The organism is Labrys wisconsinensis (genome assembly GCF_030814995.1).
GTDB lineage: Bacteria > Pseudomonadota > Alphaproteobacteria > Rhizobiales > Labraceae > Labrys > Labrys wisconsinensis.
Genome location: NZ_JAUSVX010000012.1, coordinates 19151 through 43035, shown reverse-complemented (window position 1 = coordinate 43035; position 23885 = coordinate 19151). Strand labels below are relative to the sequence as shown.

General features: G+C 71.8%; 18 protein-coding genes. 4 read left to right on the top strand and 14 right to left on the bottom strand.

The annotated features are described in order from the left end of the window. Window positions 1–93: 93 nt before the first annotated feature. From lnt to miaB, 5 genes are read right to left on the bottom strand one after another with little or no spacing between them, the layout of a single operon-like run. Window positions 94–1692, bottom strand: coding sequence for an apolipoprotein N-acyltransferase (gene lnt, locus QO011_RS26860; RefSeq protein ID WP_307279104.1), 1599 nt, complete (start codon window positions 1690–1692; stop codon window positions 94–96). Then, window positions 1689–2816, bottom strand: a complete 1128-nt coding sequence (locus QO011_RS26855; protein ID WP_307279100.1) for a hemolysin family protein — start codon at window positions 2814–2816, stop codon at window positions 1689–1691. The genes lnt and QO011_RS26855 overlap by 4 nt, the downstream gene beginning before the upstream one ends. Before the next feature lie 15 nt (window positions 2817–2831). Next, window positions 2832–3341 carry an rRNA maturation RNase YbeY gene (ybeY, locus tag QO011_RS26850; RefSeq protein WP_307279098.1) on the bottom strand — a complete coding sequence of 170 codons (510 nt, stop codon included), beginning with the start codon at window positions 3339–3341 and terminating at the stop codon, window positions 2832–2834. Beyond that, window positions 3338–4366: a PhoH family protein gene (locus QO011_RS26845; protein WP_307279097.1), complete on the bottom strand. Its 1029-nt coding sequence runs from the start codon at window positions 4364–4366 to the stop codon at window positions 3338–3340. Before QO011_RS26845 ends, ybeY begins: the two co-directional genes overlap by 4 nt. Beyond that, window positions 4363–5772 (bottom strand): tRNA (N6-isopentenyl adenosine(37)-C2)-methylthiotransferase MiaB, encoded by a 1410-nt coding sequence (miaB, locus tag QO011_RS26840; protein ID WP_307279096.1) that lies wholly within the window; start codon window positions 5770–5772, stop codon window positions 4363–4365. Before miaB ends, QO011_RS26845 begins: the two co-directional genes overlap by 4 nt. Before the next feature lie 140 nt (window positions 5773–5912). Between miaB and QO011_RS26835 the strand changes: the two genes are divergently transcribed. After that, window positions 5913–6860 carry an alpha/beta hydrolase gene (locus tag QO011_RS26835; RefSeq protein ID WP_307279093.1) on the top strand — a complete coding sequence of 316 codons (948 nt, stop codon included), beginning with the start codon at window positions 5913–5915 and terminating at the stop codon, window positions 6858–6860. A gap of 30 nt (window positions 6861–6890) precedes the next feature. On the opposite strand, the gene QO011_RS26830 is transcribed toward QO011_RS26835, so the two are convergent. The 7 genes from QO011_RS26830 to QO011_RS26800 form a co-directional block, all read right to left on the bottom strand. Next, window positions 6891–8867, bottom strand: coding sequence for a vWA domain-containing protein (locus QO011_RS26830; RefSeq protein WP_307279090.1), 1977 nt, complete (start codon window positions 8865–8867; stop codon window positions 6891–6893). Beyond that, entirely contained in the window at window positions 8857–9537 is a 681-nt protein-coding gene (locus QO011_RS26825) for an RNA polymerase sigma factor (protein ID WP_307279087.1), read from the bottom strand. The genes QO011_RS26830 and QO011_RS26825 overlap by 11 nt, the downstream gene beginning before the upstream one ends. A gap of 359 nt (window positions 9538–9896) precedes the next feature. After that, window positions 9897–10520, bottom strand: a complete 624-nt coding sequence (locus QO011_RS26820; RefSeq protein ID WP_307279084.1) for a 2-hydroxychromene-2-carboxylate isomerase — start codon at window positions 10518–10520, stop codon at window positions 9897–9899. Window positions 10521–10622: 102 nt separating this feature from the next. Then, complete coding sequence (locus QO011_RS26815) at window positions 10623–11159, bottom strand: GcrA family cell cycle regulator (RefSeq protein ID WP_307279081.1); 537 nt, start codon at window positions 11157–11159, stop codon at window positions 10623–10625. Window positions 11160–11464: 305 nt separating this feature from the next. Next, complete coding sequence (locus tag QO011_RS26810; protein ID WP_307279078.1) at window positions 11465–12349, bottom strand: transporter substrate-binding domain-containing protein; 885 nt, start codon at window positions 12347–12349, stop codon at window positions 11465–11467. Between the two features lie 26 nt (window positions 12350–12375). Further along, window positions 12376–12960 (bottom strand): SCO family protein, encoded by a 585-nt coding sequence (locus QO011_RS26805; RefSeq protein WP_307279075.1) that lies wholly within the window; start codon window positions 12958–12960, stop codon window positions 12376–12378. Window positions 12961–13262: 302 nt separating this feature from the next. Next, window positions 13263–13709 carry a MerR family transcriptional regulator gene (locus QO011_RS26800; protein ID WP_307279073.1) on the bottom strand — a complete coding sequence of 149 codons (447 nt, stop codon included), beginning with the start codon at window positions 13707–13709 and terminating at the stop codon, window positions 13263–13265. Window positions 13710–14235: 526 nt separating this feature from the next. Here QO011_RS26800 and QO011_RS26795 point away from each other — a divergent pair. From QO011_RS26795 to QO011_RS26785, 3 genes are all read left to right on the top strand, one after another. After that, the gene (locus tag QO011_RS26795) at window positions 14236–18780 is read left to right on the top strand and encodes an SEL1-like repeat protein (RefSeq protein WP_307279070.1); all 4545 of its coding nucleotides are present in this window, start codon (window positions 14236–14238) and stop codon (window positions 18778–18780) included. Between the two features lie 110 nt (window positions 18781–18890). Then, window positions 18891–19811, top strand: coding sequence for a sulfite exporter TauE/SafE family protein (locus QO011_RS26790; RefSeq protein ID WP_307279068.1), 921 nt, complete (start codon window positions 18891–18893; stop codon window positions 19809–19811). Beyond that, window positions 19808–20575, top strand: a complete 768-nt coding sequence (locus tag QO011_RS26785) for a TIGR02186 family protein (RefSeq protein WP_307279067.1) — start codon at window positions 19808–19810, stop codon at window positions 20573–20575. The genes QO011_RS26790 and QO011_RS26785 overlap by 4 nt, the downstream gene beginning before the upstream one ends. Before the next feature lie 2 nt (window positions 20576–20577). Here the strand turns inward: QO011_RS26785 and pdeM are convergent, their stop codons facing one another. After that, window positions 20578–21264, bottom strand: a complete 687-nt coding sequence (gene pdeM, locus QO011_RS26780; protein ID WP_307279065.1) for a ligase-associated DNA damage response endonuclease PdeM — start codon at window positions 21262–21264, stop codon at window positions 20578–20580. A 4-nt stretch (window positions 21265–21268) separates the two neighbouring features. Continuing rightward, entirely contained in the window at window positions 21269–23884 is a 2616-nt protein-coding gene (locus tag QO011_RS26775; protein ID WP_370882011.1) for a ligase-associated DNA damage response DEXH box helicase, read from the bottom strand. Window position 23885: the final 1 nt, after the last annotated feature.

Below are 23885 nucleotides of genomic sequence, written 5' to 3'. Positions count from 1 at the left end.
GGCGAACTGGGAACGTTCCAACGGTCCGCAACCCAGGCTCAGCTTAGCCCAGCACACGGTTGGGTAGCAATGGTCCCCATGATGCCGCGACCGTCAAGGCCTGACGCGTCGTAGGACCGCAACAGCTAGAAAGAGAAGCAAGATTCCAGCGAAAATCGTATCGCCGCCGCCGGCATAGAGCGTCGCCGGCAGCGCTTTCGGCAGGGTCGAATCGAGAACCCCACGCGTGCCCAGCGGCAGGCTGGCGATCACCCGGCCGACCGGGTCGATCACCGCCGAGATGCCGTCATTGGCGGCCCGCACCAATGGCAGGCCTTCCTCGATGGAGCGGGCCCGTGCCTGCAGGAAATGCTGGTAGGGCCCGGGTGTCAGGCCGAACCAGGCGTCGTTGGTGACGTTGAGCAGCCATTGCGGCCGGTTGGCGCGGTCCACCACCTGGCCGGGGAAGATCGCCTCGTAGCATACCAGGATGCCGGCCGGCGGCGCGCCGGGAATGTCGAGGGTGCGCAGCCGCGGCCCGGGCGTGAAGCCGCCGCGCAGCTGGGTGAGCTGGCGCAGGCCGATCGACTCCAGGAAGCGCTGGAACGGCAGGTACTCGCCGAACGGCACCAGGTGCACCTTGTCGTAGCTGTCGAGGATGGTGCCGTTGCTGTCGATGACGTGGACGGCGTTGTAGTAGCGCGGATCGGTCTCGCCGGGGCCGGGCTCCTCCACCCGGCCGGCGCCGGTCAGCAGCGTGGCCCCCGGCGGCAGCAGGGAGGCGATGTCGGCCAGGGCGTCGGCATCCTGGGAGAGGATGAAGGGGAAGGCGGATTCCGGCCAGATCAGGTGGGTTACGCCGGTCATGCCCGGGGTCTGCGGGCTCGTCGCCTGGTCGGAGAGCGTCAGATATTGCCGCATCACCTGATCGCGCAGGGACGGGCGGAACTTGTCGTCCTGTGGGATCGCCGGCTGCATGATGCGCAGCCTGACGGCATCGACCGTGCCGACATCGGTCGTCGACAGCCGCCAGGCGCCGAAGCCGGCCATCAGCACCAGCACGGCGAGGGCGGCGAGCGGGGCCCGGCGCGCTCTCGGGAACAGCGCCCGGTCGTCCGCCAGCGCCGCCGGGCTCGCCAGGATCGCGACGGCGAGCAGCGTCAGGCCGGGGAGGCCGATCAGGGAGAGGGTCTGGGCGAGGTGGATCTCGCCTGCCAGGGCGTAGCCGAAGGCGTTCCAGGGAAAGCCGGTCAGCACGTGGCCGCGCAGCCATTCCACCGCGGCCAGGGCGGCGGCGAAGCCGAGGATCCGCGCCGGGCCTGCCGGCCAGACGAGGCGCGCCAGGGCGAAGCCGAGCGCGTGGAACAGCGCCAGCCCCGCCGGCAGCAGCACCACCGCGAACGGCATCAGCCAGGCGAAGTCGTCGGCATCGACCAGGAAGGCCTGGCCGATCCACCACAGGCCGGCGAGGAAATAGCCGAAGCCGAAGCACCAGCCGATCCAGGCCGCCGCCCGCAGCGACGGCAGGATGCGGCCCTGGGCGCCGGTGGCGCCGTCGAGCAGCCAGATCGCGACGGTGAAGCTCACCGCCAGGACCGGGAACAGGCCGAAAGGCGGCATCGCCAGCGCCCCGAGCGCGCCGGCGGCGAAGGCGGCCAATGCCCGGCGCCATCCCCACAACAAGACGACGCGGTGGGACAGCGCCTTGATCACGGCTGCCCGTCGGTGCGCAGCGCTTCGGCTGAAGGGGCGGGGAGGGCTTGCTGGACGGCCGGCGCCGGCAGGGCGGGCGGCGGCGCCGGCTCCTCGGCCGGCGCGGCGCTCCGCTTGCCGCCCTTGGGCTTGGCCGTGCCGTTGCCGGCGGTATGGATGCGCACGCGCTTCACGCGCCGGGGATCGGCGTCGAGGATCTCGAACTCGAGCGAGCCGGGGCCCTGGATGATCTCGCCGCGCACCGGCACCCGGCCGGCCAGCGTCACCAGCCAGCCGCCCAGCGTGTCGACGTCGGCCTCGATCTCCTCGGCCTGCATGTCCATGCCGATGGCGGCGGCCACGTCGTCGAGGTCGGCCCGGGCGTCGGCGTTGAACAGGCCGGGGCCGGCGGCGACGATCATGTCGCCCTCGTCCTCGTCGTGCTCGTCCTCGATGTCGCCGATGACGATCTCGACGATGTCCTCCATCGAGACAAGGCCGTCGGTGCCGCCATATTCGTCGATCACCAGGGCGAGCTGGGTGCGCGTCGCCTGCATCTTGGCCATGAGGTCGATGGCCGGCATCGAGGGCGGCACGAACAGCACGTTGCGCACCAGCGACTTCACGGCGCCGAGCGTGGTGGAGAGGTCGATGGTGCCGAGGGCGAGCTGGGTGGGGCCGCGCGCCTCGCCGCCCTTGGTGCGGCGGCCCCTGCGGGCGGCGATGGTGGCGCGGGAGGACATCCAGGCGACGAAGTCGCGGATATGGACCATGCCGCGGGGATCGTCGAGCGTCTCGCCATAGACCGGCAGGCGCGAGTGGCCGGCGGTCTGGAACAGGGTCAGGAGGTCGGCGAGCGTGATGTCGAGCGGCACCGCGACGATGTCGGCGCGCGGCACCATGATGTCGTCGACGCGGGTGCCGCGCAGGCTGAGGATGTTCTTGAGCATCGCCCGCTCTTCCGGGCTGAAGCTCGTGTCCTGGCGGCCGCGGCCCTCTTCCAGGGCGCCGGCCAGATCCTCACGGATCGAGGGCGGCGCCTTCAGGCCGAGGGCGATCTTCAATCGATCGAGCAGGCTTTCGCCATGGCCTTCGGCCTGCGCCGTCTCGGGCGCGTTGGGACTTCGGTCGTTGCTGTCGGACATCAGGGTGTTCCGTCGTCAGCCTGCGGCGCGCAGCGCAGGCGCTTCGGCATAGGGGTCTGCGATGCCGAGCCCGGCAAGGACTCGGGTTTCCAGCGCTTCCATGACCTCGGCCTCGGCGTCGCTCTCGTGATCATAGCCGAACAGGTGCAGGAAGCCATGCACCACCAGATGCGTGAAATGATCCGCCAGGGCGAGGCCCGCCTCCGCCGCTTCCCGGTCCAGCGTCTCGTAGGCGAGCACGATGTCGCCCAGCAGCGGCGAGCGGGCGATGGCCGAGGCCGGCGCCGCGGGGAAGGACAGGACGTTGGTGGGCTTGTCCTTGCCCCGCCAGGCGGCGTTGATCCCGGCGATGGCCGCATCGTCGGTCAGCACCAGCGAGAGCTCGGCGCCGGGTGCATGGGCGAGGCCGCCGGTGCGCACGGCCGCCGCGACGGCCCGCTCCACCAGCGCGCCGGCGTCGGCCAGCCGCTGCCAGAGCGGGCTTTCCCATGCGATATCGATGGCGATGTCGTCGCTTGCCGTCATGGCGTCGTCTGGCTCTTGGCCTCGTAGGCACGGACGATCTTGGCGACCAGCTCGTGCCGCACGACGTCGCCCGACGAGAACCGGCATATGGCGATCTCGGGGATGTCCTGCAACAGGTCGACCGCCTCGATCAGGCCGGATTTCTGGCCGGGCGGCAGGTCGATCTGGGTGGGATCGCCGGTGATGATCATGCGCGAGCCCTCGCCGAGGCGGGTCAGGAACATCTTCATCTGCATGCTGGTGCAGTTCTGCGCCTCGTCCAGCAGGACGATGGAGTTGGCCAGCGTGCGCCCGCGCATGAAGGCGAGCGGCGCGATCTCGATCATGCCGGAGGTGAGGCCGCGCTCGACCCGCTCCGGCGGCATCATGTCGTAGAGCGCGTCGTAGAGCGGCCGGAGATAGGGGTCGACCTTCTCGCGCATGTCGCCGGGCAGGAAGCCGAGGCGCTCGCCCGCCTCGACCGCCGGGCGCGACAGGATCAGCCGGTCCGCCTCGCCCTTCTCGATCAGGCTGGCGGCATGGGCCACGGCCAGATAGGTCTTGCCGGTGCCGGCCGGGCCGGTGGCGAACACCAGCTCGTGGCGCTGCAGGGCGCGGATATAGCTGTCCTGCGCCGGGGTGCGCGCTGCGATGGTCTTCTTGCGGGTGCCGACCGTGGCCGCCCCGCCGGTCGGGCGCGGGCCGTTCTCGGCCGAGAACAGCACGCCCTGGGCCGCGCCCATGCGCAGGGCGCCGTCGACGTCGCCGAGGCTGATGGCCTGGCCGCCCTTGAGGCGCTGATAGAGGCTCTCCAGCGCGCGCTTGGCCTGCTCGATGCTGTCGCGCGGGCCGCGCAGCGCCACGTGGTTGCCGCGCGCCGTCGCCTCCACGCCGAGCCGCCGCTCGACGAAGGCCAGGTGCTGGTCGTGCTGGCCGAACAGCAGCGTCGCCAGCCGGTTGTCCTCGAAGGCGATGACGATCTCGGCCGAGCCCTCCGCCGCCGGTTGGGTCTGCAGGCGCGAACGCCGGTCCTCGTCGGGTTTCAAGCCACCGCCTCCTTCTCGCCGGCGCCCGGCATCTCGCCGTAGAGCGACCATGTGCCGGTGGCGACGATCGTGACCGGCACCACCGTGCCGATCAGCGCTTCGTCCGCCTCCACCTGAACTGCCTGCAGCCAGGGCGAGCGGCCGGTGACCTGGCCGGGCTTCTTGCCCCGGCGTTCGAGCAGCACGTCCATGGTCCGTCCGACGCTCTCCCGGTTGAACGCCTTCTGCTGGCCTTCGGTGACGGCCTGAAGACGCGCCAGGCGCTCGGCCATGACCGGCTCGGGCACCTGGCCCTCCAGCGTCGCGCCCGGCGTGCCGGGACGCGGCGAATATTTGAAGGAATAGGCGCCGGCATAGCCGACATCCTCGATCAGCCGCAGCGTCGCGGCGAAATCGGCCTCGGTCTCGCCGGGGAAGCCGACGATGAAGTCGGAGGAGAAGGCGATGTCCGGGCGGGCCGCGCGCACCCGCTCGACCAGCCGGTGGTATTGCGCCGCATCGTGCCTGCGATTCATCGCCTCGAGGATGCGGTCCGAGCCCGACTGCACCGGCAGGTGCAGATAGGGCATGAGCTGCGGCAGGTCGCGATGCGCGGCGATCAGCGCCTCGTCCATGTCGCGCGGATGCGAGGTGGTGTAGCGCAGCCGCTCGACCCCCTCGACCTCGGCCAGGCGCGCCAGCAGCCGGCCGAGCGGCCAGCTGCGCCCGTCCGGCCCTTCGCCGTGATAGGCGTTGACGTTCTGGCCGAGCAGGGTGATCTCGCGCACCCCGGCTTCGGCCAGGCGCCGCGCCTCGGCGAGGATCGCCTCGACCGGGCGCGAGGTCTCGGCCCCGCGGGTGTAGGGCACGACGCAGAAGGTGCAGAACTTGTCGCAGCCTTCCTGCACCGTGAGGAAGGCTGCGGGGCCCCGCGCGCGCGTCTTCTCGCGCGGGGCGGCGGGAAGCCGGCCGAACTTGTCCTCGAGCGGGAACTCGGTGTCGACCACCTTGCGGCTCGCCTGCGCCGCCGCGACGAGCTGCGGCAGGCGGTGATAGGTCTGCGGTCCGACCACGAGGTCGACCGCCGGCGCCCGCTTCAGGATCTCCTCGCCTTCGGCCTGGGCGACGCAGCCTGCCACGGCGATGGTCATGCCGCGGCCCTCCGCCCGGCGGGCGTCGCGGGCGAGGCGCACGCGCCCGAGCTCGGAATAGATCTTCTCCGCCGCCTTCTCGCGGATGTGGCAGGTGTTGAGGATGACGAGGTCGGCCTCCTCCACCGCCGCCGTCTCGACATAGCCCTCCGGCGCCAGCGCATCCGCCATGCGCTGGCTGTCGTAGACGTTCATCTGGCAGCCGTAGGACTTGATGAAGACCGTCTTCGCCGCGCCGGCCGCAGGCGATGGAGCGGACGTCTTGTCTGGTGTCATGGGTCTCGCGATGGCCGGAGCGGCCGTTGATCGATCCGAGGGATACCCCGTTTCGACCGGGAAGAGAAGGGCGCCGGCGCTTGTGTGGGGCGAGGCCTTGCCGATAGGCTGGCCTCCCTCCCCGCAGCCGGCGCCGCCCCATGCCCTCGATCGATCCTGCCGTCTTCTCGCCCGCCGCCGTCGCCCCGGAGACGGAGGCGCTCAACCGCAGCATCGTCGCCAAGCTGGAGGCCGCGCCCGACCAGTGGGCGTTTCCGGCCGATGAGATCCGCGAGGCGCGGCGGCAGGGCAAGGGCGCCTTCCCGCTGGCGCCCAAGAGCCCGCGGGCGGTGACCGAGACCATCGCGGGGCCGGGCGGCCCGCTGGCGCTGCGCATCCTCGCCCCGCCGGCGCCGTCCGGGGTCTATCTCCATATCCATGGCGGCGGTTGGATGCTCGGCCAGGCGGATTTCCAGGACCCGATGCTGGAACGGCTCGGCGAGGCCTGCGGCCTCGCCTGCGTCTCGGTCGATTACCGCCTCGCGCCCGAGCATCCCTATCCCGCCGGCCCCGAGGATTGCGAGGCGGCCGCGCTCTGGCTGGTGCGCGAGGGCAAGGCGCGCTTCGGCACCGAGCGCTTCTTCATCGGCGGCGAGAGCGCCGGCGCGAACCTGTCGGCGGTGACGATGCTGCGCCTGCGCGACCGGCACGGCCTCGTGCCGTTCCGCGGCGCCAACCTGATCGCCGGCTGCTACGACCTCGCCATGACGCCCGGCGCCCGGCGCTGGGGCCGCCGGCGCCTGATCCTCGACACGCGCGACATCGCCCTGTTCGTCAAGGCCTATCTCGCCCATCGCGAGAACCCCAGCGACCCCGGCATCTCCCCGCTCCATGCCGACCTCGCCGGCCTGCCGCCGGCGCTGTTCTCGGTCGGCACCCGCGACCCCCTGCTGGACGACAGCCTGTTCATGGCGGCGCGCTGGGAGGCGGCGGGCAACCGGGCTGACCTGAAGGTCTGGCCCGGCGGCGTCCACGTCTTCCAGGGCTTCGACTTTCCCCTGGCCCACCAGGCCTTCGCGGCCGAGACGGCGTTCCTGAACGGGTTGTGAGCGCTCGCTCCGGAGAGCGGGCGCCCGGTTCTACGGCTGCTGTGCCGGCAGTCCTGCGGCGGTGCTGGCGGCACGCACCAGGTTGGCGAATTCGGCCCGATAGCCATAGGGGTCGTCGCCGCGCGCGCCGAGCGCCAGCTGCAGCACCTGGTCATAGGTGAGGCCGCCGGTATGGCGGCCACCTCGCAGCAGCTCGCCGAAGCCGGCGACGGCGACCGCAAAGCGCGCATCCGCCGGCGCCGCCTCGATCGAGGTGAATTCAGCCGCCGGGCCGACCGGCGTGGTGAGGAGCGCGCTCGTGTCCTCGCCCGGCAGCTTGTAGCGCAGCTTGACGAAGGCATATTCCTGAGACAGCGCTGCCGCCTGGACCGGGCTCGCGGCCGGCCTGGCGGGCTGGTAGCGGCTCTCGTCGACCGTCGCCGGACCGCCGACCGGCACGACGTCGTAGAGAGCGGTGACGCTGTGACCGGAGCCGACCTCGCCGGCATCGACCCGATCATTGTTGAAGTCCTCGCGCCGCAGCAGGCGCGTCTCGTAGCCGATCAGCCGGTACTCGGCGACCTTGGCCGGATTGAACTCGACCTGGATCTTGACGTCCTTGGCGATCGGGAACAGCGACGACGAGGCCTCCTCGACCAACACCTTTCGGGCCTCGCCGAGCGTGTCGATATAGGCGGCGACGCCGTTGCCGTTCTGGGCGAGCGCCTGCATCAGCGCGTCGTTGTAATCGCCCATGCCGAAGCCGAGCACCGACAGGAAGATGCCTTTCGCACGCTTGCGCTCGACAAAGCCCTTGAGCTCGCCGATGTCGGTGATGCCGACATTGAAATCGCCGTCGGTCGCCAGCATGACGCGATTGACCGCCTTCGGGTCGAAATGGGCCTCGGCCAGGGCGTAGGCCTGCCGGATGCCCTCGCCGCCGGCGGTCGAGCCGCCGGCCGACAGGCGATCGAGAGCGGCGAGGATGCGCCCCTTCTCGGAGGCCGGCGTCGGCTCCAGCACCGTGCCAGCGCTACCGGCATAGGCGACGATCGCCACCCTGTCGACCGGTCGCAACTGCCGCACCAGGAGCGCGAGAGACTGGCGCAGCAGCGGCAGCTTGGCCGGCTCGTCCATCGAGCCGGACGTGTCGATCAGGAACACGAGATTGGCCGGCGGCAGCTCGGGGCTGCGGATCTCGTAACCCTTGATGCCGATGCGCAGGATCTTGTGGCCCTGGCTCCAGGGATTGGGGACCAGTGCCACGTCGGTGCGGAACGGCTCGGCGGCACTCGTCGGCGGCGCATAGTCATAGGGGAAGTAGTTCACCAGCTCCTCCGTCCGCACGGCGTCCGGCGGCGGCAGCACGTCGCGGTTCAGCGAGGCGCGGACGAAGGCATAGGAGGCGGTGTCGACATCGGCCGAGAAGGTCGAGAGCGGCGCGTCCCGCACGGATTGGAAGCCGTTCACGGGGGCATTGGCGAAATGGTCCCGGCCGAGGGGGAGGAGCGCGGCGTCCCCTTCGCGAGAGATGGAAGCCGCCTGATTGGGCGAGGCGACCTCAGCCGGAAAGCCGCCTCCAAAGGTCTCGCCACTGGACAAGCGGAAAGGCGACGCAGCGACCTGCTTGGCTTTGGCAGGCGGCTGGATCGCCGCCCTGGTCTCTCCCACAATGCGGTTCTCGCCGATGCGTGGAATTGGGAGCGGCAACGTCACCGGCTTTCCGTCCCACGCAGCAATGTCGGGGGAAGGAGCTGTCGCATCGGGCTTGATCGCATCGTGGCGCATCTGCAGGGCGATCGGAACCCCGACCAGCAGCGCAACGCTGGCGGCCAGGGCGGCGCGCAGGCCGGGGCGGCCGGTCAGGCGCCGCGAGGGCACATCTTGCCTTGCCGCCTGCCTCGCCCGCACAGGGGCTGCTCGACTATTCGCATCGAAAGCCGCCATGGCGCGGGTGACGGCGGCCTCGCGCGCCGCGGGATGGGGAATGGGGGGCGTCGGCAGGTCGATGGGGGTCTCAACGCTCATCGCGGATCTCCTTGCGGTGGGCGTTGTCGGCGCCGGAGCGGTACTGCTTCAGCTGCTTGCGGGCCTGGTGCATGCGCCAGGCGACGGTCTGCTCCGAGATGCCGAGCTCGCGCGCTGCTTCGGCATGGCTGAGGGCTTCGCCGGCCACGAGCACCACGGTCTCACGCAGATCCGGCTTGAGGGCGCCGAGCAGGCTGCTCAGCCAGCTGCGACGGTAGAGGTCGCGGCCGTCGGGCCGGTCGGCGAGGCTGGCCATGGCCGCGAAGGCCTCGCGCATCCGCAGAAAGCCACCGCGCCGGCGGCGATGGTCGCGGCAGGCATTGATGGTCACGCCGATCAGCCAGGTGGTGAAGCGGGATTCGCCGCGGAAATCGCCCAGGCGTTCCAGCAGCCGGCACAACACGTCCTGCGCGATGTCCTCCGCCTCGTGGATCGAGCCCGTCTGGCGCCAGGCTACCCGATGAATGCGGTCATAGTGGCGGCGCACCAGGGCTTCGAAAGCGCGGCGGTCACCCGCTACGGCGCGCGAGATCAGATCGGGATCGCCGTCGATCGCCTCGGCGCCGTCGTGCGGACTGGCTGTCGGCGCCGCTTCGTCGCGCGGCAAGGCGTTCTGCTCCGGTTCGGCCATGGCACAGAGCGTGAGCCCGCTCCGGATCGCGGGCGCCATGAGAAGCGGCGTGCTTGCAAAGATGCTCCGCCAGGGCTCGAACGGCGGCGCCATCGGCTGGAGGGCTGTCAGCATGACCGCTGCTCGCGGTCGGCGCAGCACGTCGATTCATCTGATTCGGGGCGCTGGATCGGCTTTGGCGGGCACAGACGGCCCACGGTCCGCGGCGTGCATCCTCGCATGGCTGGTCTCCCCGGCACGATTGCCGTTCACCCCATGAGACGCACCTTGCCGGGATTTCCTTTGCGGCATGTCGAAAAAATTGCGCCGATGCGGCCGAGGCATCGAATCCTCTTGTCGTTCGGCCGGCCGGTCAAACGTTCGCCATCCAGCCCAGGCCGCTCGCAAGCCCGCCGGGCTCACACCACGGACGAATAGGGCAGGCGCCGGTTCTGCAGCGCCTCCTCCAGGAAGTCGAGCCGGTCCTGGCCCCAGAACACCTCGCCGTCGAGGACGTAGGAGGGCGAGCCGAACACGTCGGCCGAGACCGCGTCGCGGAAATTCTGCTCGTAGGCGGCCTCGGCGGCGTCGGACTTCGCCACCCGCAGCAGCGCGGGCCCGTCGAGGCCGGCCTCCTGGGCCAGGCGCAGGATGACGGCCTCGTCGCCGAGGTTCTGCTCCTTCTCCCAGATCGCCGCGAAGGCACGGCCGATGAAGGCGCCGGGATCGGCCCCGCTCATCGCCACCGCGGCCACGAAGCGGTCGGCGGTGTTGACGTCGAAGGGCCAGAACTTCGGACGGACGTTGAAGCTCAGGTTGCGGCGCTCGCGCCAGCGCTGCAGCTCGACCAGGCGGTAGCGCTGGCGCGCGGGATGGCGCTTGGGCAGCGGCAGGCCGCCGGTCTCAGCGAAGATGTTGCCGAGGAACACCGGCTTGTAGGTGAGCGAGAGCTCGTGCCGCCTGGCGATGTCCAGGAGGATGGCGTGGCCCATATAGGCCCACGGGCTCGACAGCGAGAGAAAATAGTCCAGATGGCGCGGCATTGCGGTCCCGCTGGCGAAGGTCGGTCAGCGCTGACTTAGCGCAGCCGCGCGTCGATCGGAAGACGGGATGCGCCGTGCGGCCCCGTCAGGGGCCCGGCCCCGTCAGGCGCGCAGGGCGCGCCGCTCGCGGTCGCGCTCGCGCCGCCGGTCCAGAACCGGCTGGTAGGCGATGGCGGCGTGGTGGGAGCAATAGGGCGCGCCGGGCACGGAGCGGCCGCCGCAGAAGCGGAAATCCTCGCGGCCGGGGTCACCCAGCGGCCAGCGGCACATCTGTTCGCGCAGCTCCATGATGGTGACACGCTCGGAGAGCGGGATCACCACCTCCTGGGCCGGCCGCGGCGCGGCCACGACCTCCGGCTCGGCGTCGGCCGCCGGCATGAGGTCGATGGCGAGCGCGGTGTTGCCGCGTACCGCCGAGGCCGTCGAACGCAGCGGATGCGACGGCGCCCGGGTCGGCTTGGCGCGGCGCTGGGCCTGCGGCACCGGCGCCTTGGTGCGGCCGGAGAGGCCGAGACGGTGCACCTTTCCGATCACGGCGTTGCGCGTCACGCCGCCGAGTTCGGTGGCGATGACGCTGGCGGACAGACCTTCTGACCAGAGTTTTTTCAGAAGCTCCACCCGCTCGTCGGTCCAGTGCATCGTAATCTCCTGCGCATCGTCTTGTCGACGCTCGACATCCCGCGCCTCAAATCCTCACCTGCTCGCTACAATGCCAAAAAGGCATGGATGCGACTTCATCATCGTAACTATAAGGGGGATCGTGAACGCAGCACGAGATGTCATGCTTGACGAAGTATTAACTACATGAGGGGGTGACTCTCGCGCAAGAGTCTGCGAATCATCATGCACGTTTTCCCCAGCTTCCCGCCAAAAGTGAGTCTTCCGTGCCACAGTGAGCGGTCGATCTGACGCGGGAGCGGGCTTTCGCCGCGCCTGCTCGGGGCTCACGTCCCGCCGAAGGGATCGACCGGGAACCAGCGCCGGACCAGGTCGGCATAGATGCCCCGCTCCCACAGCCGGAACAGGGCGAAGTCGAGGGCGCCCTTCAGCGCCTGGTCCGCCGGGCGCACCGCCATGGCGACGCCCTCGCCGAAGAAGCGGCTTTCCAGATAGGGGCCGCCGACCAGGCGGCAGCACCCGGCCGAGGACGTGCCGTTGAGCCAGAAGGCGATCGCGATGCCGTCGCCGAACAGGGCGTCCGCCTCGCCCTGCTGCAGCGCTTCGCGCGCCGCCGCATCGGTCGGCTTGGCCAGGATCGCCGTCTGCGGGAACAGGAGCCTGAGATAGGCCTCGTGGGCGGTGCCGGCCGTCACCGCCACGTGCTTGCCCGCGAGGCCGCCGGGCGTCGCCTCGGCGATGCCGCCGTCGCGGCGCGTGGCGAAGCGGGCCGGGGTGAGGTAGTAGGGTGCGGTGAAAAGGAGGCGCATCCGCGCTTCCGGCGTCGCCGCCAGCGAAGCGGCGATCACGTCGCCCTGGTCCGCCTCCAGGGCGGCGACGATCGTGTCCCAGCGCCGCGCCTGCACCGTGCAGGAGATCTTGAGCTCGGTGCAGACCGCCCGTGCGATGTCGACGTTGAAGCCCTCCAGCGCGCCGCTCGCGCCGGTGAAGTCGAAGGGCGGATAGTCGTCCTCGGTGAGGAAGCGGATCTGGCGCGCCGCCGGCAGATCCGGCGGGTCGGGGCGGCGGCGCGTGTCCCACAGGCTCGGCGCGTCCGCGGCGGCAGGCAGGCGGGTCGGGATCTGCTGCGCCGGGACGGGCTGGGCGGCGAGCAGCCAGAGCCCGAGGCCGAGAAATCCGCCCAGCCGGGCGCGGCCAAGTGTCCCCCGCATCGTCCGCCCCACTGTCTGCCCCTCCGTCATTGCAGGCGCTTCGCAAGCGCCGCCGCCGCCGCGTCCGGGCCGGCCGCGAGGTCCAGCGCGCCGACATAGCGTCCGGCCGCGTCCATCTCGAACACCGTGGCGGTGTGGTCGATCGTGTAGTTGCCGCCCGAGGCCGATCCCTTGCGCACATCGATGCGGTAGGCCCGCAGCGCCGCGTCCACGGCGGCCTGGCTGCCGGTCAGGCCGCGGATGTGGGGGAAGGCGGAGAGATAGCGGCGCATCACCTCCGGCGTGTCGCGCGCGGGGTCGACGGTGATGAACAGGGCGTTGACGCCCTCGGCGCGCGGGCCGAGCCGGTCGAGCGTCTCGGACATCTCGAACAGCGTCGTCGGGCCGATGTCGGCGCTGTGGGTATAGCCGAAGAAGACGAGGGTGATCTTGCCGAGGCTGTCCCGGTCCGTCACCGGCGTGCCGGCCTGGTCGACCAGGGCATAGGCTCCGCCGATCGGCGCGTCCGCCTGCGCGGGCGGGTGCCACAGGAAGATGGTCGCGCCCAGCGCTGCGGCGGCGAAGACCAGGATTGCGACCGGGGCCAGCAGGCGGAACCGGATCGTCGCCATCACGGGCACGGCGCCGATATTGCCATCGCCGCGCAGGCCGTTGGGAAATCCGCCGGATCGACTTGGCCGATGTTTCCAGACGACCTATCAGGCCGGTGCCCCGCCCGGAGCAACGCCGCGGCCGCGAGAGGGAAAGCGGCGGCGCCGGCACGGGAGGCGAGGGGCATGGACGGGCTCGGGCGCATGGACGGGATAGTGCGACAGCCCCGTATCCTGCCACGCCGTGGCCGGACGGGACAGCCGCACCGGGAGCATTGTCCCGGCCGGGCGTCGGCGGCCCGGCGGGAGCGGCACGAAGCGCCTCAGCGGGCTCCGCGCGACAGGGACTCGTAGCTCTTGCGCAGCTCGACCAGCGCCTCGTCGATCTCGCCGCGCTGACGCTCCAGATGCGCGATCTGCTCCTTGACGGTCTCCGCGCTCATGCTCAGCTTCGGCGTGCCGTCCTGGTTGGCGATCATGTCGTTGATCTCGACCAGGGTGAAGCCCAGCCTCTTGCCCTTCAGGATGAGCTGGAGGTTCTCGCGGTCACGGGCGCTGTAGAGCCGGGTCAATCCGTCTCGCGTCGGATTGAGCAGGCCCTTGTCCTCGTAGAACCGGAGCGCGCGCAGGGTCACGCCGAACTCTCGGGAAAGGTCGCCGATCGCATAGACGGCGGAAGCGTTGGCCTGGGATGACACGGTATCGGACAGCGTTGGGATCATGGAATAGCTATATGATTTCACCGCGAGGGCGGTTTTGCCTTTGGGCATCGGTGGCTCCCAGTGCCAGTCTCCTGGCGGTTACGAGCGACGCCCGGTTAATGTCATGTGAGCGTCGCACGATTGCTGGTTGGCGTAAACCAGGTCGAGCTCCCCACGGCGGGACTGGTACTCGGCTTCACGTCGTGGGGCTATCCACTGAAACGCTGATGTGATGGGACATTTCGCCAATACTAAGGCGGATGTCACGCAACTTTCACGGGCGCCCGTCGAATTGATTGATGGCCGTGCATTCCGTTGCGACGCCTTTGCCTGGAGGAAGGATGCTTCCGGCGCGGCCTGAACCACGCCCGAAGGGCTGTTAACAGGTTTTCACGAGTGTGTGAACGACGCGCCGGGCAAGCCTGAGAAGCCGGCTCGCGCCTGTGCCATTTCGACACAGTTAACGGCTTGTTTACCGTATGCGGCAAAAGCTGCCGACGTTGGCTTGTGCTGCGTCGCGAATCGCGTCTTGCGAATCCGGAGCACACAGGCTGCGCCAGCCTCGGGAGGCCGGCGCCAGGTGGCGAGTCCGGGCATGAGACAGAGCGTTCCATGGAGCGTGAAGGGCGTCGGTCCCGATGCGCGGGAGACGGCCAAGGAACTGGCGCGCCGGTCCGGCATGACGCTCGGGCAGTGGCTCAACGCCATGATCGCCGAGCAGACCTCCGAGCGTGAGGAGCAGGCCGATGCAGGCGCCGCGGCGAGCTCGCCGCTCGCCTCCCTGGCCAGTCGTCTCGCCGAGATCGATCGTCGCTCGTCCTCGACGGCGTCTGCCGCCGCCCCCGCCGTGGCGGCCTCCGCCCGCGAGGTCGCTGGCGGGGCCGGTTTCGAGCCGAAGCAGGCGTTCGAGCGCGTGCGGGCTACCGAAAGCCGCACCGCCGACCTGATCGAGGGCCTGATGCGGCGCAATGCCGACAACGAGGCACGCACCGCCCAGCTGATCGAGACGCTCGCCCGCTCCAACCGCGAGGCCGAGACCAAGACCGCGAACGCCCTTGCCGCCGTCGCCAAGTGGATCGAAGCGGCCGAACGGGCCCCGAAGGCCGCCGAGTCCACCGAGGCCGCTGCCGCCGTGCGCGCCGTCGCGGGCCGGCTCGACCAGATCGAGGCCAAGCTCCCCAAGGTCGAGGAGCCGGGCACGAGCCCGATCAAGGCGGCGATCGACAAGCTCGACGAACGTCTCTCCGGCCTGATGGGGCAGAAGCCGGCGGTCAGCCGCGAGGATGCGCTGGCACGCGACGCCGCCGAGCTCGAGCGGCGCCTCGGCGGGCTGGCCGAGCAGATGGCCGCGTCGCCCAGGCCCGCCCAGCCCGAGCCTGCCGCCTACACCAGGCCCGCCCAGCCCGAGCCTGCCGCCTACACCAGGCCCGCCCAGCCCGAGCCTGCCGCCTACACCAGGCCCGTTCAGCCCGAGCCCACCCCCTCCTATCCCAGGCCCGCCCTGCCGGAGACGGAGCGGGGCGAGCATGCCGCGCGGATCGAATCGAAGCTCTCGCGCATCCTCGACACCCTGTCCGACCGCCGGACCGGCGAGGTTGCCCCGCCGGCCGCCAAGCCCATCACGCTCGACCGGGCGATCGACGAGATCAGCACCCGCCAGCGCATCCTCGACGGCGACACCGCCCGGGCCGAGCCTGCCTGGCCGCCCCGGCCGATCCGTCCGCCGCAGGATCCGGCGGCGCTCGCCTATGCCTCCGGCCTGGACGGGGTGAAGAGCCAGATCGCCAGCCTGACGCGGGAGATCGCCGAGCTGCGCCAGGCCGGTCGGCCGCAGCAGCCCGACCTCGCCAAGGATCCGGCCATAACGGCGCTGCGCGACGATATCGGCGCGGTGTCGCGCGGCCTCGAGAGCCTGGCGTCGCAGGGCGGGCTGGACGCGCTGGAAAGCCGCATCGCCTGGATGGCGGACCGCATCGAGGAGCTGCGTCAGGACGGGGCCAGCGAAGTCGCCCTGCGCACGGTCGAGGGGCATCTCGGCGAGATCGCCCGCGGCCTGTCGCGGCTGGCGATACCGGATTTCGCCCGGCTGGAGGACGAGCTCGGAGCCATCTCCGGCAGGCTCGACCGCATCGCCGCCCGCGGCGCCGACGCCTCCGCCATCGAGCTCCTCCACCGCCGCATCGAGGAGATGGCGCGCCTCGTCGCCGATCCCGGCCGCTTCGAGGAGGACCTGCAGGCCATCTCCGACAAGCTCGACCGCATCGCCGCCCAGGCCGCCGATCTCTCGCCGCTGGACAAGCTCCACCGGCAGCTGGAGGAGATGCTGAACGCCGCGCCGGAGCCCGGCCGGGTCGAGGGCGACCTCAGGACCATCTCCGGCAAGCTCGACCGCATTGCCGCGCAGACCGTCGACCTTTCGCCGCTGGACCGGCTCAACGACCGGCTGGCGGAGATGCTGAGCACCGCGCCGGACCCCGGCCGCGTCGAGGGCGACCTCAGGACCATCTCAGGCAAGCTTGATCGCCTCGCCGCCCAGGCCACGGACCCTTCGGCCATCGAGAAGCTGCATCGCCGCTTCGACGACATCGCGCGCCAGCCCGCGGCCGACCTTGCCCGGCTCGAGGGCAACCTCAAGGGCATCTCCAGCAAGCTCGACGTGATCGCCGCCAGCGGCCTCGATCCGGACCTGGTGGAGGCGCTCACCCGCCGGCTCGAGCAGGCGTCGCGGACCAGCATCGGCCAGCAGGCCGCCGGCCTCGCGGCCGACCCGGCCATCGCAGCGCTGCGTCAGGACCTGGCAGAGGTGTCGCGCGCCCTTGCCGCGTCGGCGACCACCGAGGGCCTCGACGCGCTGGAGAGCCGCATCGCCGGCCTGGCCGACCGCATCGACGAGCTGCGCAGCGCCGGCGCCAGCGAGAGCCTGCTGCGCTCGGTCGAGGGCCAGCTGGCCGAGATCGCCCGCAGCCTGCCTCGCCTGGCCGTGCCCGACATGGCCGGCATGCAGAGCGACATCAGGGCGATCGCCGGCAAGCTCGACCTTCTCGCCTCGCGCGGCGTCGATGTCGCGGCGATCCAGCGGCTGCAGGCCCAGGCCGAGGAAATCCGCGATCTCGTCGGCGAGGCCGTGCGGCCGCAGGCGATCGAGGCCCTGGCCGGACGCATGGACGAGCTCGGCCGGCGGCTCGACCGCATCGACGCCGCCCTGGCCCGGCAGGCGCCGCAGGCTGCCGCGCCGCTGGAGGCGATGATCAGCCAGCTCGCCGAGAAGCTCGACCGGGCCCAGCGGCCCGGCGCCGACGAGCGCTCCCTCGACGCGCTGGAGCAGCAGATCAACCGCATGGCCGAGCGCCTGGAGGCGGCCGGCAGCCGCCCGCCCGACCTCGGCGGCATCGAGCGCAGCCTCGCCGATCTCTTCGCGCAGTTGCGCGAGACCCGGGCCGATGCGCTCGACGCGGCCGACGATGCCGCCGCCCGCGCGGTGCGCGACGCGGTGGCGCAGCTGCCCGACCAGTCCGCCGTGCTTTCCGAGGACGTCTATCGCCATCTCGCGGACATCCGCTCGACCCAGGACCAGCTCGGTCGCCGCACGGAAGTCACGCTCGATGCGGTGCAGACGACGCTGGAGCGTCTGGCCGAGCGCATGGGCCAGCTCGAGCGGGATTCGTCCGCGCCGATCGGCCAGGCCGTGGCCGAGCCGCCGGCGCCGCGCCGTCCCGAGCCTGCCCCCGAGCCGATCGCGGCCGCGACGCCCGCCTTCGACGGCGCTTCGGCGCTCGCCGACCTGTCGCTCGACATGCCGCTCGAGCCCGGCACCGGCGGACCGCGTCCGGCGGCGCAGCCCGCCGTCGACCCGTCCTTCGGCAGGGCGGTCGCCGCCGCTGCCTCGAACCCCGACGCGCGCCGGACCGAGTTCATCCAGGCCGCCCGCCGTGCCGCCCAGGCGGCCGCGCTGGAAGCCCAGGCCATGGCGCAGAGGGGGGGCGCGGAGATCGCGCCCGAGGCGGCCGAGCCGGAGCGCGAGACGCCGGTCGAGGCCGCACCGGCGCGCCGGCGCAGCGCCGCCCGCGCCGGCCTCGGCAATCGCCTGCGCCGACGCCGCGTGCCGATCCTGCTCGGGCTTGCCGCCGTGGTCATGGCGCTCGGCGCCTACCAGGTCTACGACCACATGGCCTCGTCCGGCGAAGGGACATCGGCGGTCCGACCCACGGCCGCGCCGGCTCCGGCGCCCGACCAGCCCGGCGTCTCCGCCCCGCTGCCGGCGCCGTCCGGCACGCAGCCGCCCGCCGACGCCGCGCCCAAGCCTCAGGGCGCCCTGCCGGCGCCCGACGCCACGGCCGCGGCCGCACCCGTCCCTGGCCCGCCCGCCCCGGCGGCGCCGGCAGCGGACGCCGGCCGCCCGAGCGCGGCGGTCGCCCCGATCAATCCCGGCGTTCCCTCGCTCGGCACCGCCATGCTGCCGCCGCCCGACGCCGCCGCCCCGGCGGCGGCTGCGGACACGCTGCCGGCGCGGCTGCAGCAGGCCGTGAAGGCGGAGGATCCGCGCGCCCTGTTCGACCTCGCCACGCGCCTGGCCGCCGGCGGCGCCGATGCCGACCTCAAGGCCGCGGCGCAGCTCTACCAGCGCTCCGGCGACAAGGGCTTCGTGCCGGCGCAGTACCGGCTCGGCTCGATGTACGAGAAGGGCATGGGCGTCGCCAAGGACCTCGATCTCGCCCGGACCTGGTACCAGCGCGCCGCCGCCGGCGGCAATATCAAGGCGATGCACAACCTGGCCGTGCTCTATGCGGAGGGTGCGGTCGACGGCAAGCCGGACTATGCGGCGGCGGCACGATGGTTCCGCCAGGCGGCCGAGCGCGGCCTGCGCGACAGCGAGTACAACTACGCCATCCTGGTGGCGCGCGGCCTCGGTTCGACGCCGGACCTGCCGGAAGCCTACAAGTGGTTCTCGCTCGCCGCGGCCCAGGGCGACCCCGACGCCGGCAAGAAGCGTGACGACGTCGCCCGCCGGCTGGACGCTGCGACGCTCGCGGCGCAGAAGGCGGCGGTCGCCGGCTTCAAGCCGCAGGAGGCGCCGGCCATGGCCAACGAGGCGACGCTGCCGCCCGCGTCCTGGGCGACGGCGTCGCGCGAGGGCGCCTGACCGGCGCGACGCTCGATTGACAGGGCGCCGCCGAGGCGCTTCCCTGCGAACTCGCCCGGGCGCGAAACGACGCGGCCGGGCTTTTGTCGTCTGCCTCACCGGGACCGAGCGTGCTGATCTACCTGCCCATCGCCGAGATCCCGGTGAACATGTTCACCATCCTCGGCATGGGCGCGGCCGTCGGCTTTCTCTCCGGCCTGTTCGGTGTCGGCGGCGGCTTCCTGATGACGCCGCTCCTGATCTTCTCCGGCATCCCGCCGGCGGTGGCGGTCGCCACGGTCACCAGCCAGGTCGCCGCCTCCTCCACGACAGGCGTCATCTCCTACTGGCGACGGCGGGCGGTCGACTTCAAGCTCGGCGCGACGCTGCTCACCGGCGGCGCCGTCGGCACCGTCCTCGGCGTGCTGTTCTTCAACCGCATGCAGGCGATCGGCCAGCTCGACCTGATCATCCAGCTCTCCTACGTCACGCTGCTCGGCGGCATCGGCACGGCCATGGCGGTGGAGAGCGTTCGCGCCATCCTGCGCGCCCGCTCGCGCACCCCGGTCCGCCGCCCGCGCGCCGGCCGGCACGCCTGGTTCCACGGCCTGCCCTGGAAGATGCGCTTTCCGACCTCCGGCATCTATGTCAGCGTCGTCCCGGTGGTCGGGCTCGGGGTGTTCATCGGCTTTGCCGGCACGCTGCTCGGCATCGGCGGCGGCTTCATCCTGGTGCCGGCGCTGATCTATCTCTTTCGCGTGCCGACGGCGGTGGTGGTCGGCACCTCCCAGTTCCAGATCCTGTTCACCATGCTCGCCGCCACCATGCTGCACGCCACCACCAACCAGTCGGTGGACGTGGTGCTGGGACTGCTCCTCATCGTCGGCGGCGTGGTCGGCGCCCAGTTCGGGGCGCGGGCCGGCCACAATATCCGCGGCGAGCATTTCCGCTTCCTGCTGGCGCTGATCGTGCTCACCGTCGGCGTGCGCTTCGCCGTCGACCTGATGGTCAGGCCCGACGAGCTCTTCTCCCTGGCGACGAGGGCGAGATGAGGGGTGCGTCCGCCATCATCGCCGCGGTCGCCTTCGTCCTGCTCCGGGCCACGCCCGCCGCGGCCGAGAACCTCGTCGTCACCGTCTCGACGCCGCGGGTCGCCATCCAGTCCAACTTCGCCGGCGCCGACATCGTCGTCTTCGGCGGCATCGAGCGCGGCGAGCGCATCGGCAGCCATGGCCGCTACGACATCGCCGTCACCGTGCGCGGCCCGGCGGTGCCGCTCGACGTGCGCCTGAAGCAGCGCGAGGCCGGCGTCTGGATCAACGCCGAGCGGCGCCAGTTTCCGGAGGCGCCGAGCTTCCTGGCCATCGCCTCGACCCGGCCGATCGACGAGATCGCAACGCCCGAGACCGTGGCGCGCTACCGGCTCTCGCTCCCGGCGGCGCTCGACAGCGACGGCCTCGACGCGGCGCGTCCGGAGGAGCAGGCGTTCCGCGACGCGCTGATCCGGCTGAAATCGCAGGGCGGCCTCTACGCGCAGCAGCCGCGGGGCGTGTCCTTCCTCAACGACACGCTGTTCCGCGCCACCATCCCGCTGCCGCCGAACGTGCCGCTCGGCATCTACCAGGTGGAGACCAGGCTCCTGATCGACGGCGAGGTGGTCACCGGCCAGCGTGCCTCGCTGGAGGTGATCAAGACCGGCTTCGAGGACCAGGTGGCGCAATGGTCCAAGGACCGGGCGCCGGTCTACGGGCTCGCCACCTGCCTGATCGCCGTGACGCTCGGCTGGTTCGCCACGGTGGTGTTCCGGCGGGACTGACGTCAATCGCCGATGCAGCGCGCCCGCGGAAAGGCGAACACGCGCTCGTCGCCCATGAGATGGGCGGTGAAGCCTTTCGGGAACAGCGGCGCGAAGGCCACGTCCCGCACGTTGAGGCCGCCGGCATAGGCGCCGAAGGCCGGCAGCACGGCGCGGCTGCCGTCGCCGGCGAAGCAGCGCCGGCGCAGGGCGCGGCCGCGGGCGGCGACGCGCGCCACCGGATGCAGGTGCCCGGCGACCTCGCCCGCCGCCGCCCCGGCGCGAGGCTCGTGGCGGAACAGCACCGGGCCGAGGGCCAGGCAGTCGGCGGCATCGCCCGGCAGCGCCTCGGGCGGGTCGGGGTCGTGGTTGCCGGCGATCCAGAACACCTCGCGCCGCGCCAGGAGATGGATGAGCGCCTCGCGGTCGCCCGGGGCGATGCGCCCGCTCGCCCGCCGGTCGTGGAAGCTGTCGCCGAGGAGCACCAGCCGCCGGGGCGCGAAGCGCTGGATCAGCCGGGCGAGGCGGGCCAGCGTGGCGGCGGTGTCGTAAGGCGGCAGCAGCACGCGCCGCTCGGCGAAGGACGAGCCCTTCTCCAGGTGCAGGTCGGCGATGGCGAGGAGGCTCTCCTCCGGCCAGACCAGCGCGCCCTCGACGCTGGCGATGAAATCGGTGCCGGCCACGTGCAGCAGGGCCTCGCCTTGCCGCATCGTCTCAGTCCCCCGCTCCAGCGCCTGCACCAAGCCTAGCCTCCGCGATCAGGTCGTCCGCCGCTTCGGCCAGGGCCGCGTCCGTCGCCTCGCCGTAGACCGGCTCGCGGCCGATCTCCAGCATGCTCGGCACCGCCAGCGGCGAGATGCGATCCAGCCTCTTATGGATGATTCGGCCCCGGACGCGCGACAGCATCTGCGCCAGGCGGCCGATGTCGAGCAGGCCGGTGGCCGCGTCCGCCCGCGCGGCGCGCAGCAGCACGTGGTCCGGCTCGTGCCGGCGCAGCACGTCGTAGACGAGGTCGGTGGAAAGGGTGATCTGCCGCCCGGTCTTCTCCTTGCCGGGCATGCGGCGCTCGATCAGCCCGGAGATCATGGCGCAGGTGCGGAACATGCGCTTCATCAGCGCCGATTCCGCCAGCCACTCCTCCAGGTCGTCGCCGAGCATGTCCTCGTCGAACAGGCCCGGCATGTCGGCATGGCGCATGTCGGAGAGCGACCAGACCGCCAGGGCATAGTCGCTGGCGACGAAGCCGAGCGGCTTCAGCCGGGCGCGCTCCAGCCGCCGCGTCAGCAGCATGCCGAGCGTCTGGTGCGCCAGGCGGCCTTCGAAGGGATAGGCCACGAGAAAGTGCCGCGACCCCCGCGGAAAGGTCTCGACCAGGAGGTCGCCGGCCGGCGGCAGGATCGAGGCGTCGCGCTGCAGGGCGAGCCAGTCCGCCACCTGGTCGGGCAGGGCGCGCCAGGCCCGCGGATCGGCCAGGATCGCCCTGACCCGCGCCGCCAGGTGGGTGGAGAGCGGGAACTTGCCGCCCTGATAGGAGGGGATCTTGGGGTCGGCCGCGGCCGCGGCACGCGAGACCAGCACGTCCTCCTCGGCGATGCCCTCGAAGCGCAGCACCTCGCCGGCGAACAGGAAGGTATCGCCGATCGTCATGGTCTCGGCGAAATATTCCTCGATCTCGCCGAGCACGCGGCCGCCGAAGCCGGTGCGCACCGCCGTTCCGTCGCGCGACTGGCGCTTCGGCGGGCCGCTGGCGGCCGGATCCATGAACCAGGGCTGCACCTTGGCCGCGACGGCCGGCCGGGCCGGCGCCGCGCCGCGCCCGCGTGCGAGGCGCACCTTGAGCAGGGCGTCCTCGACGATGGTGCCGACATTGAGCCGGTAGGCCTGCGCCACCGCGGGATTGGCGATGCGCCAGCGCCCGTCCTTGCCCTGGCGGATCTTGGCAAAGCGGTCATAGGTCTTGAGCGCGTAGCCGCCGGTCGCGGCGAAGGCGAGCACGTCGTCGAAGCTCCGGCGGTCGAGGCCGGCATAGGGCTCGGCCGAGATCACCTCGGCATGGAGCTCGTCGGCCAGGAACGGCGCGCCGCAGGCGACGCCCAGCACGTGCTGGGCCAGCACGTCGAGGGCGCCGGTCCGGGCGATCGGCGTGTCCTGCGCCCCGGCATAGGCGGCGTCGACCGCGGCGCGGCATTCCAGCACCTCGAAGCGGTTGGTCGGCACCAGCACGGCCTGCGAGGGCTCGTCGAGCCGGTGGTTGGCGCGGCCGATCCGCTGCATCAGCCGCGAGGCGCCCTTGGGCGCGCCGACATTGACGACCAGGTCGACATCGCCCCAGTCGATGCCGAGGTCGAGCGTCGAGGTGCAGACCACGGCCTTGAGCCGGCCGGCCACCATCGCCTCCTCCACCTTGCGACGCTGGGCGACGTCGAGCGAGCCGTGGTGCAGGGCGATGGGCAGGCTCTCCTCGTTGACGCGCCACAGCTCCTGGAACACGAACTCGGCCTGCATGCGCGTGTTGACGAAGACCAGCGTGGTCTTGTGGGCCCGGATCAGGCCGTAGATCTCCGCCATGGCGTGGCGCGCGGTGTGCCCGGCCCAGGGCAGGCGCTTCTCGGTGTCGAGGATGGCGAGGTCCGGCCGGGCGCCGCCCTCGGCGACGACGAGGCCGGCCATGGGCGGTTCGTGCCCCGGCGCCGGGCGGGTCTGCGCCACCAGCCAGCGGCGCAGCTCGTCGGGGTCGCGCACCGTGGCGGAGAGGCCGACCGCCTGCAGCCTGGGCGCCAGCGCCCTGAGGCGCGCCAGGCCGAGCGCCAGGAGGTCGCCGCGCTTGGCGGTGACGATCGAGTGCAATTCGTCGAGCACGATCCGCTCGAGCGTGCCGAACAGCGTCTCCGCCTCGCGGCTGGCGAGGAGCAGCGCCAGCTGCTCCGGTGTGGTCAGGAGGATGTCGGGCGGATCGAGCTTCTGGCGCTGGCGCTTGGCCTGCGGCGTGTCGCCGGTGCGGGTCTCGATCCGCACCGGCAGGCCCATCTCGGCGGCGGGGCCCTGCAGGTTGCGGGCGACGTCGACCGCCAGCGCCTTGAGCGGCGAGATGTAGAGCGTGTGCAGGCGGGTGGGTTCGCCCGCCTGCCGCGCGCGCCGGCCGGCGAGCTCGATCAGCGAGGGCAGGAAGCCGGCCAGGGTCTTGCCGGCGCCGGTCGGCGCGATCAGCAGCACCGAGCGCTGCGCCCGGGCCGCCTCGATCAGGTCGAGCTGGTGGCGCCGCGGCGTCCAGCCGCGCCCGGCGAACCAGGCGGCGAACGGCTCGGGCAGGAGGGCGGGCGGCGCGGACACG

Coding starts and splice junctions, on each gene's coding strand:
- ybeY (WP_307279098.1), bottom strand. CDS start 3,341: ATGACGGCAAGCGACGACATCGCCATCGATATCGCATGGGAAAGCCCG.
- miaB (WP_307279096.1), bottom strand. CDS start 5,772: ATGACACCAGACAAGACGTCCGCTCCATCGCCTGCGGCCGGCGCGGCG.
- QO011_RS26820 (WP_307279084.1), bottom strand. CDS start 10,520: ATGCCGCGCCATCTGGACTATTTTCTCTCGCTGTCGAGCCCGTGGGCC.
- QO011_RS26815 (WP_307279081.1), bottom strand. CDS start 11,159: ATGCACTGGACCGACGAGCGGGTGGAGCTTCTGAAAAAACTCTGGTCA.
- QO011_RS26805 (WP_307279075.1), bottom strand. CDS start 12,960: ATGGCGACGATCCGGTTCCGCCTGCTGGCCCCGGTCGCAATCCTGGTC.
- pdeM (WP_307279065.1), bottom strand. CDS start 21,264: ATGCGGCAAGGCGAGGCCCTGCTGCACGTGGCCGGCACCGATTTCATC.
- QO011_RS26835 (WP_307279093.1), top strand. CDS start 5,913: ATGCCCTCGATCGATCCTGCCGTCTTCTCGCCCGCCGCCGTCGCCCCG.
- QO011_RS26795 (WP_307279070.1), top strand. CDS start 14,236: ATGAGACAGAGCGTTCCATGGAGCGTGAAGGGCGTCGGTCCCGATGCG.
- QO011_RS26855 (WP_307279100.1), bottom strand. CDS start 2,816: ATGTCCGACAGCAACGACCGAAGTCCCAACGCGCCCGAGACGGCGCAG.
- QO011_RS26825 (WP_307279087.1), bottom strand. CDS start 9,537: ATGGCGCCCGCGATCCGGAGCGGGCTCACGCTCTGTGCCATGGCCGAA.
- QO011_RS26810 (WP_307279078.1), bottom strand. CDS start 12,349: ATGCGGGGGACACTTGGCCGCGCCCGGCTGGGCGGATTTCTCGGCCTC.
- QO011_RS26830 (WP_307279090.1), bottom strand. CDS start 8,867: ATGAGCGTTGAGACCCCCATCGACCTGCCGACGCCCCCCATTCCCCAT.
- QO011_RS26785 (WP_307279067.1), top strand. CDS start 19,808: ATGAGGGGTGCGTCCGCCATCATCGCCGCGGTCGCCTTCGTCCTGCTC.
- QO011_RS26800 (WP_307279073.1), bottom strand. CDS start 13,709: ATGCCCAAAGGCAAAACCGCCCTCGCGGTGAAATCATATAGCTATTCC.